The sequence below is a fragment of the Amphritea balenae genome (assembly GCF_003858655.1).
GTDB lineage: Bacteria > Pseudomonadota > Gammaproteobacteria > Pseudomonadales > Balneatricaceae > Amphritea > Amphritea balenae.
Map to the genome: position 1 here is coordinate 1 of NZ_RQXV01000011.1, position 17801 is coordinate 17801.

Here is a 17801-nt window from a genome sequence, read left to right on the forward strand (position 1 = left end):
TCAGTTTAAATCAAGAACACCGGAATAAGGTGTTCTGTAAATCTAGCTCAAAGCATTAAACAACTTTAAATAAAAACATATAAATGAATTCACATATGGTCGCTGCTTTGATAAAGCTTTTGTGCTTCATCTCAACAAGCGCCCACACGAATTATCTGATCAATCTGTTAAAGAGCGTTGCTTAAGTGACTCAAACCGTTGCCGGCGTGTCTCTCAAGCGAGGTGCGTATTCTACTCAACACCCTGATGAAGTCAACCGTTTTATTTAAGAATTTGTAATAAATTTTCAAACAAACTGTTGTGCTTCGTGATTCGTTTAGCCTATCTAAAAAGCGTTGCTTTTCAAGTAGTTAAAAGAACCACCTCAACCTGTGTCAGTGACCGTTTCCGGTGGCTGTCTCAAGCGAGGAAGCGCATTCTACACTGGGGGCGCTGGGAGTCAACAGGGAGGCACGAAAATAGTGGAATTTTTATGAAAAAGTCCGAATTTCGAGGTGGCTCGCCGCCAAACGCGACTTATCGCTTGCAGAGCCTTCTATATAGCTATGTGAAAGCGCACTTCGTATGCGCATTAACTACGAGCACTTTCTCTTTAAACAATAAAACCGCCTGACGGCGGTTTTATTGTGTATGCTTTCTTTTACTGTAAATAAGTAACCTGATTACGCTAACAGGTAAGCATAACTTAACATCCCAATAAGCTCGATTGCAGGGGGCTAATCTATTAACCCTGCTTCTTTAAAGTATTTGGTTGCACCCGGATGCATTGGTACATCCAGATTAACATTCGCCATATTCTGTTTATTCAGGTCAGCAAACGCCGGGTGAAGTTTTCTAAAGATATCAAAGTTATCAAACACCGATTTAACTACGGTATAAGCCGTCTCTTCAGAGACATCGGTAGAAGATACAATAATGGCTCCAACACCAAAGGTATTAGTCGCGCTATCGTTACCACGATAAATGCCTCCAGGTATTAACGCCTTCTGATAGTAGCTATTCTCTGACACTAACTTATCAACAGCTTTGCCAGCCACATTAACCAATACGCTATCACAAGATGTTGTTACTTCTTTAATTGCACCACTTGGATGACCGATGGTATAGATCATCACATCAATCTTATCTGCACAGAGTGCACTGGCCTGCTCTGACGCTTTAAGCTCTGAAGCCATAGCAAAATCTGATTTTTTCCAGCCTTTAGCGCGCATTAGTACTTCCATCGTACCGCGCTGACCTGAGCCTTCATCACCTATATTGACCCGCAGACCTTTCAGATCGTCAAAATCTTTAATCGCTTTGTCTGCCCGGGCAACTACAGTGAAGGGCTCCGGATGCATTGCAAACAATACTCTCAGTTTTTTATCCGCTCCTTCCGTACTGAACTCACTAGTACCTTTGTAAGCATGATGGACCCAATCAGACTGCGCAACACCAAACTGCAGATCACCCGAGTTTACATTCTCAAGATTGTACATCGCCCCAGAAGTGCTTTCAGTGGAACAACGGATACCATGATCTGAACGGCTTTTATTAACCAATCGGCAAATAGCCCCACCAGTAGGATAATAAACACCTGTTACCCCTCCGGTGCCGATATTTACTGTTTCCTTAACCGGCTCTGCCGCTATAGCCCCAACATTAAACAGACCCAGCGTCAGTGACACTAACATTGAGGTAACGTTAATTCGCAAAGCCATTCTTAACTCCTTCCCACTATTAAAAGGGATACGCACAGATATACTATGTTGCATATTTGCGACTTATTTAATCCATTGTTTTGACTAAGAAAGCTTACAATACTACACCAATAGCAGTTACTAGGAACTCTTTTAGTCACGCAGATATTGATCTGTATTTCTGTTTCTTATTCTTGTTTTACGGGGCACGAGGAAAACGCACTATTCTGCGGTAGGGATACAGATCTAACAGTGCGCCTGAAGCCACTTTCTGCTGGATATTTATCCACCAGCTAAGCGTTAACAGATCACCATGCAATTCATTAAAGATGATACGAATACGACTATCGCAAGCGGTTAGAATCTTAAACTCTTCAGGAAACACATCTTGCTCAGCAACTGAGTACCAGGGCTCACTCGCCAATTCTTGTTCTGGATACATAGGCTCTGGAATATCCCTGAAGTTACAGTCAGTCAAATAGAGTATTTCGTCATAATCATAAAACACCACTCTATTATGTCGGGTCACGCCAAAGTTCTTAAACAACATATCACCGGCAAAGATATTAGCAGCAGCTAACTCTTTAATACATTTACCAAATTCATTGATAGCCAGATACACCGATTCTTCATCACTCTTGCTTAACATTTCATTCAGGTAAATATTGAGCGGAATCATGCGCCGCTCGGTCCACAAGTGACTAATAGTCAAATCATCTTCAGACAAAGTAATAGATGAACAAGCCACGCTCATTAGTTCGCACAATAACTCTGCCGAAAGTCGCTTTCGTGGCAGAACCAGATTAACGAATTCCTGTGTATCCGCCATCCGTCCAGCCCGGTCATGCCTTTTCACTAGCTGATACTTATTAATCACTCCACTTCGGGTGATATTTTTTGATGATGAGAATCGGTCTTTAATCACTTTAAACACGACCGGATAGGAGGGTAATGTAAATACTGTCATTACCATTCCCTTGGTTCCTTCCGCTACTTCAAACTGATCAGTCGAAGCATCTAGATGATCCATGAAGTCCCTATAGAACTCAGCCTTACCCTGTTTATAAAAACCTAAAGAGTTATAGAGTTCGGCGATTGATTTCATTGGAATCAAAGAGTGCAGAAAGCGGATAAATTCTGCGGGGATATCCACATCGACCAAAAAATATGCCCGGGTAAAACTAAAGACTACCGATACATCATTTTCATCACTCAGAGCCGTATCAATATAAACACCCGCTCCTTCTGTGTTCAGTACCGGCAACACAAACGGAACTGATTGATGATCAAATTGCACCCGGCCGACGATATAAGCCGCTTTATTACGATAGAAAACACTTCGTATTACCTCGATGACAGTACCCTCCCCCGCCACCACATCATCCGGTATTGTATTGCGTATATAACGCATAAGGTTTCTAGAATCCCTACGCTTATTCTCCCAGGGAATAGAAAAGCCGTAGTCTTCAAACAACTTCTTCAAAAACGACGGCACCCCCTCATTCAGCGCATAACGGCGAAAGATCTGTTCACCTCTATATGCTTCAACCTTTGGCTTTTTTGATTGGATAAACATATGCCGGTCAGAAATATTAGAGTGCTGCATCAACTTACAATATATTGAGTTGTAAAAGGTTTCGCCTAACTCCGCATCACTTCGCTGATTCAGCACTTCTGTGTAGCACTCTTTTATTAACAACCAAAGCTCAGGTTTTGGAATACCATCATTCGACAGGCTAACTATTTTTTCGCTGATTCCATCGATCATTTCTTCGTAACGATCAATTCTTTCAACTGATAAGCACTGCAGTGCATGCCAGTCAGCGGCTGCAAAATAGCCGGGCGCCTGTCGGGTAATAGCCTTAAATTGCTGACGATAGTCTATAAAACCTTCCAGTATTAACCGGGCGATTAAATTTGCATCACGTGCCCTCATTGCTTGCCCCTGCAAATACATACGATGTAATAGGGTGTAGCAGTTAACTTATCAGGATACCAACATCTGAATTTAATAAAGCCTTAAAAAAGATTGTCTAATATTGTTAAGCGCTTAATATTAAAGAATATATCTTTCATTGGGGTTTAGTTATGTATCGTCTGCCAGAGCTTGAAAAAACCGCCAACATCCGCGCTATCGCCTTATTAACCAGCGGTGGTGACTCACCGGGTATGAACCCAGCGGTACGTAGTATCACCCGTGCCGCATTGAATCAGGGCATTAAAGTATTTGGTATCAACCGGGGATACAGCGGACTCATTATCGGCGACATTACCGAACTTCATTCGTCTGATGTAACGAATATTGTGCAACGTGGCGGCACTATTTTAAAAAGTGATCGCTGCGAAGCGTTTAAAGATCCTGTGGTCAGAAATCAGGCCGCTGAGATTTTACGAGAGCATGGTATTGATGGTTTGATCGTGATTGGTGGTGACGGATCGCTGAGCGGAGCGCATTTGCTAACCCAGGAAACGGGTATACCTGTTATTGGTCTGCCTGGCACTATAGATAATGATGTCTATGGCACCGATGACACTATCGGTTTTGATACGGCGGTCAATACCGCTTTGGAAGCGATTGATAAAATACGTGACACCGCTATATCTCACGAAAGAATATTCTTAGTTGAAGTCATGGGCCGAAACTCAGGCCACATCGCGTCACAGGTAGGTATAGCTTGCGGTGCTGAAATGATTGTGGTGCCCGAATACGAGTTCAACCTTGAATCCCTCTGTTTTTCTCTGGCAACCCAACGTGCACGAGGTGAAGGCAGTAGCGGTATTATCATCGTTGCTGAAGGCCCCAGACCCGGCTTAACCAGTCGGCTGGCAACTCAGTTAGAAGAGCACGGTGAAAAACCCGGCGTCTGTATTCTTGGTCATATTCAACGGGGCGGCCGGCCAACCGGTCATGACCGGGTACTGGCTTCCTGCCTCGGTGCCGCCGCTGTTAACTACATGTTAGCAGGCTTCAGCGATATGATGATCGGTATGGTTAACAATGAAATAGTTGCCACTAACTTGCAGGACATCATAGAGAAGAAGAAAGTGCTAAATCCTCAACTGGTTGAACTGGCTCAGCTCTTACATAAATAACTTTATGACAAAACCCGGAAGTCATCCGGTAGCTGTTCATGGAATGCCTGAATTATTTCAGGTAGTAATACATCTTCAGCTCTACCGGATAAGCTTTGTGCATCAGAATTAAGTGCTTCTAGCTGCACACCCTGTTCTGGGTTATCGACGACGATAGAACTCAGCTGCTGCCAGTCACAAGGATACAAATGTAGCCCGCTGACCAAAACCACCCCTTTCTTCTTTCTAATTTGCGCTAAACCAACCAGTTTCCGGCCATCTTCACTGACTACTTCACCATGGGACAGTGACGCATAACAGGCCCATTTCAGATTCTGAGACTCACTTACCTCTTTAGAATGGTCAATAAGCGCTTTATCTACCCCCTTACAGGGAACATTGCACTTCTCTAATGCAGCAATCCAGATTTGTTCCAGCCAGCCAAAGATCTGAATAATATTCTGTTGAGCGATTAAATGCTCCGTCGGTATAAACACACTGATACTCAGCATCCAGGGGCCGGCTAAAACAGCACCGCCACCAGAGTTACGACGCATAATTGGCAACCCAGCAGCCATAGAACGTGCAGACTGTTGTTCGTCGGGCCTTTGTGAACATCCCATGATGATTGCAGCCTGATCATACTGCCAGAACAGCACCCCCGGGTACTCAACCCCGGCATCTAGCCGTTCAGTAATTTGGTTCTGCTCAGCGGGCATAGAACCTGTCACCAGATAATTGATACGATCACTCATGTTGGTTTCCAAAATTGCGAGCCGGAAAGATTACCCTATCCCTGAACAAGGTAAAACTATTATCATGCAGGGATAATTAAACAGGCTCCTTTTTGGATGATTAACCGGGTCTGACTATTAAACTCTCTACAGAAGACTAAACCGATGCCTGACAGCTTTGTTGAAATCTATCACAGAACAATAAAAGCAAATCATTATCAGGATGACCCTTGTCAGGCTGAACTGGCACAGCAACTTGATCCTGTTTTTCGTCACAGCGCCCCCCTGACTACTTCTCTACAGGCGCCTTCCCCAAAAGCTATCACTCAAGGCATCTATATCTGGGGTCCGGTAGGCCGGGGGAAGACATTTATTATGGATCTGCTATTTAAGCATATGCCAGAGAAAACAACTCTCAGACTCCATTTTCACCGATTCATGGCCAATATCCATGAACAGATGAGAGAGTTACAAGGCCGGAAAGATCCCCTAAAACTCATAGCAACAAAACTTTCAAAGCAATACCAGCTCATCTGTTTTGACGAGTTTTATCTTAACGACGTGGCTGATGCTATGATACTTAGTCGTCTTCTGAGTGAACTGTTTAAAAACGGTACTCTGCTTATAACAACGTCCAATCGCCCTCCGGAACAACTGTGTAAAGATCCTCTATTTGAAGACCGGGTCAAGCCAATCATCGCAACCATTCATCAGCAGATGTCAGTCTTTAACCTTGCCGGAGGCACCGATCACCGCTTACGACAGCTTACTCAAGCGCCCTCTGTTTTTCACACTGGGGAAACGAAACAGCTACAACGTATATTCAATTCCTGCAGCCCCCATAATAAAGAGCCTGCCAATGCCGAGATGATATCCATACTTGGTAGGGATATTCCTGTCAGAGGGTTTAATACCCACTGCGCCTGGTTTGACTTTGAACATATCTGTATGGGGCCCCGTAGCCAGCTCGATTACATCGATCTGGCCAACCGTTTTAACAACATCATTGTTAGTAATGTTCCACAATTAGGTGGCCACACCCAGGAGCAGATTAAAGCGAGAGGAACAGAAGACGGTAGTCGTGCAGTTAAGGCCGGTGAAAGGCAAGTTTTGCTTGGTAAGATGGACGACCCTGCCCGCCGTTTTATCAGCCTGGTTGACGAACTTTATGATCGTGGGGTTAATCTGTTTCTTAGTGTAGAAGTGCCACTGGAGCAGATCTATACGGAAGGTAGTCTGACATTTGAATTCGCCAGGACTTATAGCCGCTTAACAGAGATGCAATCGGAACAATATCAATTTGCGAACTGAACAAGGTAAATGCGAGCTATTTAAGAACAACTTCCCGGGCAAATTTAAGCAAATATCCGACTAATAAATAACCGACTAATCAAAGGCCAGTGCAATCGTCCGATTTTTTTAACGCAGCAATCAAAAAGAAGCGAAAGGCGAATAACCATTCCACCTTAATGAAGATCAGCATCAATCACCAATTTACCTAATTCAAAACACTGCTTGATCGCTTCCTCTTCGGTATTGGCCATCACCTGATTCTCAGGTACCTGCTCCAGCTCTCCTGCATTATGGAAAATCGTATCTTTAAGGTCCTTATGATAGATTTTAGGCACAAGCAGCCAACGATTACGACCTACGGGCCTGACCATGGCAGTGATTCGATAGTCACCATAACTAATCTGATGCATTGATCTACTCCCACTTATTATCGCATGGGGTAATTATAGCTAAAACACCCGTCGTTACTGGGTTTCAACAGGAATTATATTCATGAAGACTGTTTTACGTTTTTTCTTTCAGGGACTTTTGATCCTGTTGCCATTCGTTCTGACTATCTATCTGGTCTTTCTGATTTTTACCGCTCTGGATGAAACCCTGTTTTCCGCAGTAGGCTCAGCACTAACCTACTTCATACCCGGACTGAAACCCGGCCTTACGGAAACGTTACTGGGCATTCTGATTACTATCGGTGTCATTATATTAACGGGGATTGCTGGCTCTCTTTATCTGACCCGCATCCTAATGCAGGCGATTGGTAGTCTGATGGAACGAATCCCTCTGGTTAAACTACTATATAACTCGTTACGGGATCTGTTTAATGCACTTTTGGGAGAGAAGAAAAGCTTTGATCAGCCGGTGCTTGTCTGCCTGAATAGTGACAGAACAATTAAAGCGATGGGATTTATGACCTGTAGCGACCTGCAGAGTTTCGGTCTGACCGATGAAGTTGCAGTATACCTGCCTCAGTCTTATAACTTTGCCGGCAACCTGATTATCGTCGCCAGTGATCTCATTGAACCGATGAACGCTGAAGCGGGACAGGTTACTACCTTTGTTGTCAGCGGTGGCGTATCAACCACCGCAGAGTCATCAACTAATAAGAAGTCGTCAACTAATTAGAAGCCCTCAACTAATTAGAAGCCATCAACTACTTAGAAGTCATCAACCACAAAAAAGACGGACAGCATTAACCCCGAGAGTCACTGACAAAAGGGTTAGTTCTGCGTTCCTGCCCAAAGGTGGACATAGGACCATGCCCGGGAATAAAGGCGATCTCATCACCCAACGGAAATAGCTTTTCGCGGATTGAGCTGATCAGTGTTGCATGATCTCCCTGGGGGAAATCTGTCCGACCAATAGAGCCCTGGAATAATACATCACCCACCTGCGCTAACTGACTCTCAGGACTGTAAAATACAACGTGACCAGGCGTATGGCCGGGGCAATGCAATACCTGCAAAATTTCCTTACCCAGCGAGACAGTGTCGCCATCTTCCAGCCAACGATCCGGATCGAACATCTCGACATTAGGAAAGCCAAACATCTGACTCTGCTGTGCCAGCCCATCGATCCAGAATTTATCGCCAATATGTGGCCCTTCAATTGGAATACCTGCCTTTTGAGCCAGCTCTGCAGTGCCCCCGGCATGGTCGATATGCGCATGGGTCAGGAGTATTTTCTCCAGCTCAAGACCTAACTCTTCGGCCTTGGCTATCACCTGTGCAATGTCACCGCCCGGATCAATAACGGCTGCTTTCTTGGTTTCTTCACACCAAAATAAGGTGCAATTTTGCTGAAACGGGGTAACTGGAATAATACTGTATTTCATATTGATGCCGCGGTGATTGAAAACTGGTCCCGAAGTATACCCTATTTGTGAACTATCCTTCGATATGTGAAGGTATTTTCGACTGATAACAGTAACGAAAATACAGACTCCAAGACAGGCAGTGCACACTGTCAGGAGGATTGAAAAATGTCTGTTTCACCTACATTGCAAAACTTCCTTAATCGGGGAGATATCCCTTATCGCCTGATTCGCCACCCCTACGCGGAAACATCACTGAGTTCAGCAATTGCTGCCCATGTTCCTGCTCGTCGCATGGCTAAAGGCGTTGTTCTCAGGGATGACGAAGGCTTCATGATGGCAGTAGTACCTTCAGACCGACGGGTCGATCTACATGCAATCAATCGCCAAATGGGTCGGGTATTTTCACCTGCCGCACAACGGGACGTAAAAATTCTGTTTAACGACTGCGCTAAAGGTGCGGTCCCACCCTTAGCACAAGCCTACAATATGAAGATGATCTGGGATGATCACCTGGCGGAAGAACCCGACTGCTATATGGAAGCGGGAGATCATCAGGATCTTCTGTGCCTTTCCCAGTCAACATTTAAAAAAGTTATGACAGACTCCCCCCACGGTCTGATTAGCCACTAAATCCGCTGTTTCAGACAGAAGCGATCCGGGACAGACACTCTGTCCTGGTCTCTTTTGTATTTTCGTTATTCCCCTGATCCACTTCCCTGTATTTAAGCCCTTTACCCGACTCTATGCCCTATGCCATAGTTGGCACAATTATCACTATCTTAGAATGCTGATGGAGTACCCCTTGAAGAAACTGAAACACGAAACAGAACTGGTGAAAGAAGCGATCCGAGTGGGTGCTGTATATATGCAGAAACGGGGCGCAGGTCAGATAGAAGCAACAGACAGTGCCGGCAATAAAATCACCGCAATTTATCGTTTATTAGTATTGGACAAACTAATTCAGCCTCTGGCAAAAGGTGAAGATAACGAACCGAATATGAGACACAAACTGGCACTATGGATAAGTCGTCAGCTACCTGCAGGTCATCCCTTGTTAGAAGATTAGTTAGGTGAGTAATCAGCAAAACCGTTCGATCTACCTGGCCGGGCCTGATGTATTCTGGCCCAACGCGGTCGAACTGGGAGCGGCAAAAAAAGCGCTATGCCTGCGCTACGGTTTTAGCGGCCATTTCCCTCTGGATACTGAGCTGGATATTGAAGGTCTGCAGCCATTCCCGGCTGGTATAGCTATCTACCAGGCTAATATCAATATAATGGATTGCTGCGATATCATCATCGCAAATATGACGCCGTTTCGCGGCCCTAGTATGGATGTCGGCACTGCATTTGAAATGGGCTATATGGCGGCACAGCAGAAAATCATCTGGGGCTACAGCCTCGATGGTCAGCTTTATAGCAACCGTATTGAAGGTACGGCAACAGATCAGGATGGCTATACGATCGAATCATTCGATATGGCCGATAATCTGATGATGATCGGTGCCACCGAAAACAGTGGTGGCGTTTTGACAGAATCACTCCCCCAAACGTTGGAAAATCATCTCCGCGTATTTGAAAAAGTACTGCAACAACTTTAAGAATCGATCGCAAGCCCTAATGCTAGAATTCCGATCGCTTTAAAACATCGAAGTCCGATCGTTTCACTTGTCCGAACACTACGTTTGTCCGATGCGGCTTCGCCGCGTCCGAAAAACCCCAAAAGATAAGAGCGGAAAAACAAAAATGATTTACCACGGAGGGCACAGAGGACACTGAGAAAAGATTAAACATAAAGTTTTTTCGCTCTTCGTCTGTGTCCTTCGTGTTCTCTGTGGTGAAAACGCCTTTGAACTTAATCAATTCCGGACAAGTTGCGCAGCAACGTTCGGACAAACGTAGTGCTCGGACGCGGCGGAGCCGCATCGAACAAGCAACGCGTTCGGTTTTTTAGATCTTATGATAGATCTCAGCGCCGGTTTCTTTAAACTCTTCAGATTTCTCCTGCATGCCTTTCTCCGCCGCCGCTTGCATCGCTGCCACTTCGGTCGAATCCAGATTACGTACTTCCTGTGAAATCTTCATCGAGCAGAATTTAGGGCCGCACATAGAGCAGAAGTGCGCCACTTTAGCGGATTCTTTCGGCAGGGTTTCATCGTGGTACGCACGGGCAGTATCCGGGTCCAGACCGATATTGAACTGATCTTCCCAGCGGAATTCAAAACGTGCTTTAGACATCGCATTGTCACGGATCTGAGCACCCGGATGACCTTTCGCCAGATCGGCTGCGTGTGCTGCGATCTTGTAAGTGATAATACCGGTCTTCACGTCATCTTTGTTCGGCAGACCCAGGTGTTCTTTCGGGGTTACGTAACACAACATGGCGCAACCGTACCAGCCGATCATCGCCGCGCCGATACCGGAGGTGATGTGGTCATAGCCTGGTGCGATATCGGTGGTCAGTGGCCCAAGGGTATAGAACGGTGCTTCATGACACTCGGTCAGCTGCTTATCCATATTCTCTTTGATCATGTGCATCGGTACATGGCCTGGGCCTTCGATCATGACCTGAACATCGTGCTTCCAGGCGATCTTAGTCAGCTCGCCTAAAGTTTCCAGTTCGGCGAATTGAGCTTCGTCGTTAGCATCGTAAACAGAGCCCGGACGCAAACCGTCACCCAGAGAGAAGGAAACATCGTAGGCTTTACAGATCTCACAGATCTCTTCAAAGTGGGTATAAAGGAAATTCTCTTCGTGGTGCGCCAGACACCATTTCGCCATGATCGAACCACCACGGGATACGATACCGGTCATCCGTTTCGCCGTCATCGGCACATAGCGCAGCAGTACGCCGGCATGAATCGTGAAGTAATCCACCCCCTGTTCAGCCTGTTCGATCAGGGTGTCACGGAACACTTCCCAGGTCAGGTCTTCAGCCACACCACTGACTTTTTCCAGCGCCTGATAAATTGGTACTGTACCGATAGGCACCGGCGAGTTACGCATGATCCATTCACGGGTTTCATGAATGTTCTTACCGGTGGACAGATCCATGATGGTGTCTGAACCCCAGCGGATACCCCAGGTCATCTTCTCCACTTCTTCTTCGATGGAGGAGCTCAGCGCAGAGTTACCGATATTACCGTTGATCTTGACCAAAAAGTTACGACCGATAATCATCGGCTCTACTTCCGGGTGGTTGATGTTGGCAGGGATAATCGCGCGACCTTCGGCAATCTCCTGACGTACAAATTCCGGTGTAATCTCTTCGGGTAGCTGAGCACCAAAACTATGGCCCGGATGCTGTTCCGCTACCACATTGCCTTCAGCCTTGGCTTTAGCCAGTTTCATATTCTCACGGATGGCGATGTATTCCATCTCAGGCGTGATAATGCCTTTACGGGCATAGTGCAGCTGAGTAACGTTAGCACCTTCTTTGGCGCGCAGTGGCTTGCGCGTCAGTTCAAAACGCAGGTGATCCAGGCGCAGGTCCTGTTCACGACCACGGCCGTATTCAGAACTCAGACCATCTAACTGTTCGGTATCGTTACGCTCTTCGATCCAGCCAGCCCGCAGTGGTGCCAGACCTTTGCGCACATCGATTGATACTTCAGGATCAGTGTACGGACCAGAAGTATCGTATACGTAGAGAGGATCGTTCTTCTCGCCACCCATATCAGTCGGCGTATCATCCAGACTAATTTCACGCATAGGTACGCGGATATCCGGGCGGGTGCCTTCGATATATACCTTACGGGAACTTGGAAATGGTTGAACTGAAGCTTCATCAACCTGAGCACTGCGGCTCAGAACTGTAGCGCCGTGGCCTTGATCTGTATTGTTATCTGCCATCTGTTTTACCTGCTTTTTGAGTATTTCTTATCTTGGAAATATCCGGTCACTACTTCGGTGACCAGAGCTTATAAAAATGATGTACCGGGCCATGCCCGAGCCCTACATCAAGGGTGTCCGCTGCCTGAATAGCAGCGTGAATATAATCTTTTGCCTGCTTTACCGCTGCCACTACATCCAGTCCGGATGCCAGTCCGGCAGTGATAGCCGAAGCCAGGGTACAGCCAGTACCATGGGTATTGGCCGTCGGAATACGTTGAGCTGAAAAACGAGTTATCTGTTGCCCATCAAATAACAGATCTATTGACTCATCACTCGATTCCAAATGCCCACCTTTTAACAAAACCGCAGCGGCACCCAGTTGATACAATTGCTGCACCACCGTTTCCATTTCAGCAACAGAGGTTGGTTCCGGGCAACCCAAAAGCACGGCCGCCTCAGGTAAATTTGGCGTAATCAACGTCGCCTGAGGAATCAGCTTACTTTTCAACATAGCGACCGCATTTTCCAGCAACAGTGCATCACCACTTTTAGCCACCATAACCGGATCAACCACCAGCTGCTCAGGCTTATACTGCAATAACCTGTCGGCCACCCGCGCTACTGTATCTACGTCGCCCAGCATGCCAATTTTTACAGCATCGACCCTCAGGTCATCAAATACTGCATCAATCTGTGCGGCAATAACTTCTGGTGGAACTGGATGGATAGCACGGACTTCGCAAGTATTCTGAGCGGTCACCGCAGTAATGACTGATGCGCCATAAACGCCAAGGGCAGAAAACGCTTTCAGATCGGCCTGAATACCTGCACCGCCACCGCTATCGGAGCCCGCTATGGTTAACGCTATAGGTATGTTCATTTCTGACATCGATACAAATCCAGCTTTTATGAGCTAAACCGGACATTGCATAAGGAGGGCATTTCGGTTTATCTCGGTTTCCTACGCCGGTATTAGCCGGATCAGGTTCGCGGGTTGTTTATATACTCTCAGCCTAAGGAATCTACGAACAAGCCCCGAACGCCACAGAGAAAATGCGGGACTTAATCGTAGGTTCCCTAAGGCACCCCGACAAGATTCAGCTAGTTTAGGTGCTACGGGTTTCGCTGTCTATCATCATTAACTGATTAAGGAACTTAACAACCCGTCCAAAGGCCTGATCTTAATAAAAACCTGAAATTAGGAATTTTTCCTATATGCGGGAAACTCCTGATAGACGACAATGTGCCACAGGGATTGAGAGAGTTCAGGACTGAACAACGGACGGCCTAGACAAGCGGTAAAGGAAGCATGGAGAGCTGGCAGGAAGCCTTGGATTAACCGCACGGAAGATGGATGCCATACCGAAGAGAGTGCTTAAGGGGAACTAAGCACTCTCTTTTTTTTGCCTGAATTATATCCCCCTTCACTTAATCTTTTTTAAACTTCTAGTTAGGTTCAGACTTTAGTTCACGCCATAAATGCTGGGCCAGCTCTTCTGGAGATAATCGTCGACCACCACTTATCCACCTTGCCAGTTCAACAGCGACATCAGGGTAAACAACTTTCTCAGGATCCGGCTGAGTAATCCAGCGATAGAATTGCTCTTCTTTAAATTCAGTAAACACTTCAGCCAAGCCAAGCTCGTTAAGTACTGCCGCATTCGAGAGCTGCTCGGGCTGACCTGCAAGCGGCTTAGTCAGCAACTTTTTTCCCAATTGCAACACTTCACTGGCCAGGCCAAAACCACAATTAGCAATCACCCCTTCACAACAAGCCTGAGCCTCTTGAAACTTTTGTCTTGAGAGCGGCATCCAGAGTATGTGACCATCATATTGCGGCCTGTCTACATCAGAGTAGACATGAAACTCAAACTCCTGAAATGGCATTAACCAGTCACGAATTTGATTTTTACTTTCAAAGGGCAGGTACACCAGAATCATTCCCGACCGTTTAGACACCGGATAGATATTAGGCTCAGTCAAAGGGGGTAGAATCGATTGATTGAAATGATGCCAGTGCAAGCCAATTTTCTGCTGCACCGGCGCTAAAAACCGCATTATCATCTTCGTCAGCAACCCCATTCCAGACCCGGGTAGCGGATAATGCAGTGCATATTGATGCGCTATACCAATACAGCTTTTTTGTTGAAGCTTTGCCGCCCAGGCACTAATTGGCTCAAAATCACTGATAATCAGATCATACTCATTGAGTTCCAACGCCCGGATATCCCTCATTAACTCAATAAGGTTATTACCAGTTACACTTCGCCAGCGATTTATCTTTCCGTTTTCGGTATGAAATGTCAGTCCCCGATGCACCCGATAGTTACCGAATATCTCCATATTGAAAAGTTTTTCGGGGTCACGCCCGCTAAATAAAAAATCAACTTCAACACCTTCTGCTGCAAGAGCCGTAGCCATGACTCTTGCGCGGGTAATATGCCCATTACCAGTTGCCTGCACACCATAAAGAAGTTTCATATACAGCGCTCTATATCAGAAAGCTATTCAGAACTAATCCCAATAGCCCAGCCCCAACTCCCAACACAGATCCAGCGATAATATCGGTCGGGTAATGGACACCAAGAAAGACACGAGACAGACCAATAAGCCCGGCAACAGCATAGGCCAGTAGCATCAGGTCCGGATAATAAAATCCGATCAATGTGGCAAACACAAAGGCAGCAGCAGAGTGACCGGAAGGCAAACTAAATTTATCAGCAGGGATAATCTGAGGGGTTATATCGTTGAAACGATCACAGGGCCGATCACGCTTAATAGTCTGCTTTAAAAACAGATATACCGGCAACTCTATGGCAAAAGCGAGTAATCCGGTGAGCAAAAAATTGATTCCATGTACCGGCTCTAACCATGCCAACAACAAACCAATTATGAGATAAAGACTGCCATCACCCAGCTTTGACAATGAACGACTGACAGTAGATGCAAGAGGCCAGTGCCTGGCACCAAAACACCAATAATAAAGACTTACATCGAAGGCAATAAAACGCTGCTGTAATACACTCATCAGACTGAAATCCAAAGCATGTTGTTTTACAACATTGTCGCTCCGAATCTATTACAGAAGAATGAAAATACCTTTACTGTTAAGTTACAGGCGTCATGTGCTCAGCAATGGCTTCCATCAGATCAGCGTTAACTTTATCTCCCGCGACAGGACGACTAAACAGATACCCCTGAGCTTCACCGCAATTAAGCTGCACTAATAAGCGCTGCTCCTCGAGAGTTTCAACGCCTTCAGCAATGACCGCCATATTGAGCGCTTGCCCCATCTGCAATGATGCCTTAACTATCTGCAAACTTGAGTGATCCGTTGTTATTCCCCGAATAAATCCCTGATCAAGTTTCAGTTTAGCGACAGGTAATTCTTTAAGATAAAGCAGGGAAGAAAAACCCGTACCAAAATCATCGATTGAGAAGCGTACACCCTGAGATGTCAGCTTATCCATTGTTTCCAGTGCCACTTTCTTATCACCCAAGAACAATGATTCTGTAATTTCCAACTCAAGCTTATTCGCAGGCAGACCAGAAAGACTCAGTGCATTCATCACCTTACTGACAAAGTCTGTTTCAACAAACTGCTTAACTGATACATTGACTGCTATACGGTCAAACTCGATACCTTCACTCAGCCACTTCACCGCCTGATCACAAGCTAACTGCAACACCCGATCACCCAGGGTTACAATAATCCCTTCCCGCTCTGCCAGAGCAATAAACTGATCTGGCGGAATGTTACCTTTGACCGGATGATTCCAGCGTGCCAGTGCTTCAAATCCGATGACCTTACGACTGCTTAGTGAAACCTGCGGTTGGTAATTCAGGTAGAACTGATCAGAGTTGAGTGCTGCGATAAGCGCTTCTGCTAACTGCTTGTTTTCCAACAACGTCTCGCTCATTTCATGAGCATAAAATAGATAACCACCAATATTCTTACGCTTTGCCTCATGTAGCGCTATATCCGCCTGCTCCATCAGCCTCATAGGATCATCCAGGACTTCAGTTTGCACTGATATTCCAGCGGTTGCTGTTATAGCGACGCTCTGATTACCGTAAACTATTGGCCTTTTAATCTCGGTAATCAGTAAGTCAGCCAGATGCCCCAGCTCAATCCGGTTACTACTATGGCGCAATAAAATCGCAAACTCATCCCCTCCGGTCCGAGCCAGCACTGCTCCATTTGATAATCGTGAGGGCAGCCTCAGACTAACTCTCTGTAGAATCTGATCTCCCATCTTATGACCATGAAAATCATTAATAAGACTGAAGTTATCAAGACCCAGTAAAATTATTGAGGAGGTCTTAGCCTCATTACTAGGGAGACGGGTAAACTCCGCCAGTGACTCAACAAAAAACAGGCGGTTATACACCGATGTCAATTCGTCATGGTAAGCCAGGAAGCGCACTTCTTTTTGAGCTTCAAGCCGTATCGCCATTTCTCGCTTGAGGGAGCGGTTCCACAATAAAACCACCAGAAATCCTGCTAATAGCAGAGCAAAACCTATGTATATTGATAACTGAACAACCGTCTTCAGATCAACTCTCTGGCTATCTTCAGGCTGAACCCAGCGCTCTTCAATCTGTTTTCTCTGTTCGGAAGTAATCTTCGCCAACGCTTTGTTTAACACCTGCCCCAGTAGAGGCCAGTCATTTCTCGAACCAAAGCTAATGTGGTAGTCATACCCCACACTACCCACAATACTGACATTCTCTATCCCTTCTAAGCGGGTATAAAAATAACCTGCAGAAGCATAAGAGCCAACACCATCAACATCGCCCGCCGCCAGTAAACTAAATGCATCCCTTAAACTCTTTACCTGAACCAGTTCAATGCCAGGATAATGCCCTGATATATAACTCACCAGGGCCGTCCCCCGAGGCACAGCAAAGCGCTTCCCGACAAAGTCGGTCATTTCCGCCTTGTCGAAGTGACCTTTCCGGGTAAATATTTTATTCGCCAGATGTGAATATACCGGAGTGAAATCCAGATACTCAGAGCGCTCAAAATTCTTTGAAATGGCAAACACGAGATCTATTTCACGTTGTTTAGCCGCTCGAATCATCGCTCCATAGTTATCAAAAATCTTATACTGAAATGTTGTATCCAGGTTATCTTCAATAAGCTTCAGGTAATCCAGGGAAAGTCCCTCAGCACCCGATTTTTTATCCGGATTGGAAAGGTAAGGGGGAATAATAGCGACACCAACGACAACAGACCGCTTGTTTTGACTTAACCAGCTTTGCTCTTGCTCAGTCAGGTTTAACTGAGCATCGGCAAAAGCACTGTTTATCAGCGTAAATAGAACAAGAAATAATGTTAAAGCGTTGGAGATATATCGCATCAGATAAAGTAAATCG

The 17801-nt window shown here is 45.8% G+C and carries 16 protein-coding genes and 1 riboswitch; of the genes, 6 read left to right on the forward strand and 10 right to left on the reverse strand.

Annotated features, from left to right (window positions below; genetic code table 11):
• Positions 1 to 716: 716 nt before the first annotated feature.
• On the reverse strand, positions 717 to 1700 hold the full coding sequence (locus EHS89_RS16815; protein ID WP_124927337.1) for a TAXI family TRAP transporter solute-binding subunit: 984 nt from the start codon (positions 1698 to 1700) through the stop codon (positions 717 to 719).
• Positions 1701 to 1878: 178 nt separating this feature from the next.
• Positions 1879 to 3615 carry a bifunctional isocitrate dehydrogenase kinase/phosphatase gene (aceK, locus tag EHS89_RS16820; RefSeq protein WP_124927338.1) on the reverse strand — a complete coding sequence of 579 codons (1737 nt, stop codon included), beginning with the start codon at positions 3613 to 3615 and terminating at the stop codon, positions 1879 to 1881.
• A gap of 152 nt (positions 3616 to 3767) precedes the next feature.
• Between aceK and pfkA the strand changes: the two genes are divergently transcribed.
• Positions 3768 to 4772, forward strand: coding sequence for a 6-phosphofructokinase (pfkA, locus tag EHS89_RS16825; protein ID WP_188885270.1), 1005 nt, complete (start codon positions 3768 to 3770; stop codon positions 4770 to 4772).
• Positions 4773 to 4774: 2 nt separating this feature from the next.
• Here the strand turns inward: pfkA and EHS89_RS16830 are convergent, their stop codons facing one another.
• A complete protein-coding gene (locus EHS89_RS16830; protein ID WP_124927339.1) occupies positions 4775 to 5506 on the reverse strand; it encodes a lipoate--protein ligase family protein in 732 nt (243 codons plus the stop codon).
• Between the two features lie 144 nt (positions 5507 to 5650).
• Here EHS89_RS16830 and zapE point away from each other — a divergent pair, with 144 nt between their 5' ends.
• Positions 5651 to 6796, forward strand: a complete 1146-nt coding sequence (gene zapE / locus EHS89_RS16835) for a cell division protein ZapE (protein WP_124927340.1) — start codon at positions 5651 to 5653, stop codon at positions 6794 to 6796.
• A 155-nt stretch (positions 6797 to 6951) separates the two neighbouring features.
• Here the strand turns inward: zapE and EHS89_RS16840 are convergent, their stop codons facing one another.
• Positions 6952 to 7188, reverse strand: a complete 237-nt coding sequence (locus EHS89_RS16840) for a hypothetical protein (RefSeq protein ID WP_124927341.1) — start codon at positions 7186 to 7188, stop codon at positions 6952 to 6954.
• An 82-nt stretch (positions 7189 to 7270) separates the two neighbouring features.
• On the opposite strand from EHS89_RS16840, the gene EHS89_RS16845 reads away from it, so the two are divergent.
• A complete protein-coding gene (locus EHS89_RS16845; RefSeq protein ID WP_124927342.1) occupies positions 7271 to 7900 on the forward strand; it encodes a DUF502 domain-containing protein in 630 nt (209 codons plus the stop codon).
• Between the two features lie 67 nt (positions 7901 to 7967).
• Here the strand turns inward: EHS89_RS16845 and EHS89_RS16850 are convergent, their stop codons facing one another.
• Complete coding sequence (locus tag EHS89_RS16850) at positions 7968 to 8609, reverse strand: MBL fold metallo-hydrolase (protein WP_188885269.1); 642 nt, start codon at positions 8607 to 8609, stop codon at positions 7968 to 7970.
• 147 nt (positions 8610 to 8756) lie between these two features.
• Between EHS89_RS16850 and EHS89_RS16855 the strand changes: the two genes are divergently transcribed.
• The 3 genes from EHS89_RS16855 (at position 8757) to EHS89_RS16865 (ending at position 10189) form a co-directional block, all read left to right on the forward strand.
• On the forward strand, positions 8757 to 9221 hold the full coding sequence (locus EHS89_RS16855) for an aminoacyl-tRNA deacylase (RefSeq protein WP_124927343.1): 465 nt from the start codon (positions 8757 to 8759) through the stop codon (positions 9219 to 9221).
• 172 nt (positions 9222 to 9393) lie between these two features.
• The gene (locus EHS89_RS16860; protein ID WP_124927344.1) at positions 9394 to 9657 is read left to right on the forward strand and encodes a DUF5062 family protein; all 264 of its coding nucleotides are present in this window, start codon (positions 9394 to 9396) and stop codon (positions 9655 to 9657) included.
• A 4-nt stretch (positions 9658 to 9661) separates the two neighbouring features.
• The gene (locus tag EHS89_RS16865; protein ID WP_124927345.1) at positions 9662 to 10189 is read left to right on the forward strand and encodes a nucleoside 2-deoxyribosyltransferase; all 528 of its coding nucleotides are present in this window, start codon (positions 9662 to 9664) and stop codon (positions 10187 to 10189) included.
• A 349-nt stretch (positions 10190 to 10538) separates the two neighbouring features.
• Here the strand turns inward: EHS89_RS16865 and thiC are convergent, their stop codons facing one another.
• The 5 genes from thiC to EHS89_RS16890 form a co-directional block, all read right to left on the reverse strand.
• Complete coding sequence (gene thiC, locus EHS89_RS16870; protein WP_229753689.1) at positions 10539 to 12440, reverse strand: phosphomethylpyrimidine synthase ThiC; 1902 nt, start codon at positions 12438 to 12440, stop codon at positions 10539 to 10541.
• 49 nt (positions 12441 to 12489) lie between these two features.
• A complete protein-coding gene (gene thiD / locus EHS89_RS16875; protein WP_124927346.1) occupies positions 12490 to 13311 on the reverse strand; it encodes a bifunctional hydroxymethylpyrimidine kinase/phosphomethylpyrimidine kinase in 822 nt (273 codons plus the stop codon).
• A 51-nt stretch (positions 13312 to 13362) separates the two neighbouring features.
• A riboswitch (TPP riboswitch) is annotated at positions 13363 to 13522 on the reverse strand.
• 346 nt (positions 13523 to 13868) lie between these two features.
• Positions 13869 to 14903 (reverse strand): MJ1255/VC2487 family glycosyltransferase, encoded by a 1035-nt coding sequence (locus EHS89_RS16880; RefSeq protein WP_124927347.1) that lies wholly within the window; start codon positions 14901 to 14903, stop codon positions 13869 to 13871.
• Positions 14904 to 14913: 10 nt separating this feature from the next.
• Positions 14914 to 15450: a phosphatase PAP2 family protein gene (locus EHS89_RS16885; RefSeq protein ID WP_124927348.1), complete on the reverse strand. Its 537-nt coding sequence runs from the start codon at positions 15448 to 15450 to the stop codon at positions 14914 to 14916.
• A gap of 79 nt (positions 15451 to 15529) precedes the next feature.
• Entirely contained in the window at positions 15530 to 17785 is a 2256-nt protein-coding gene (locus tag EHS89_RS16890; RefSeq protein WP_124927349.1) for an EAL domain-containing protein, read from the reverse strand.
• Between the last annotated feature and the right edge of the window lie 16 nt (positions 17786 to 17801).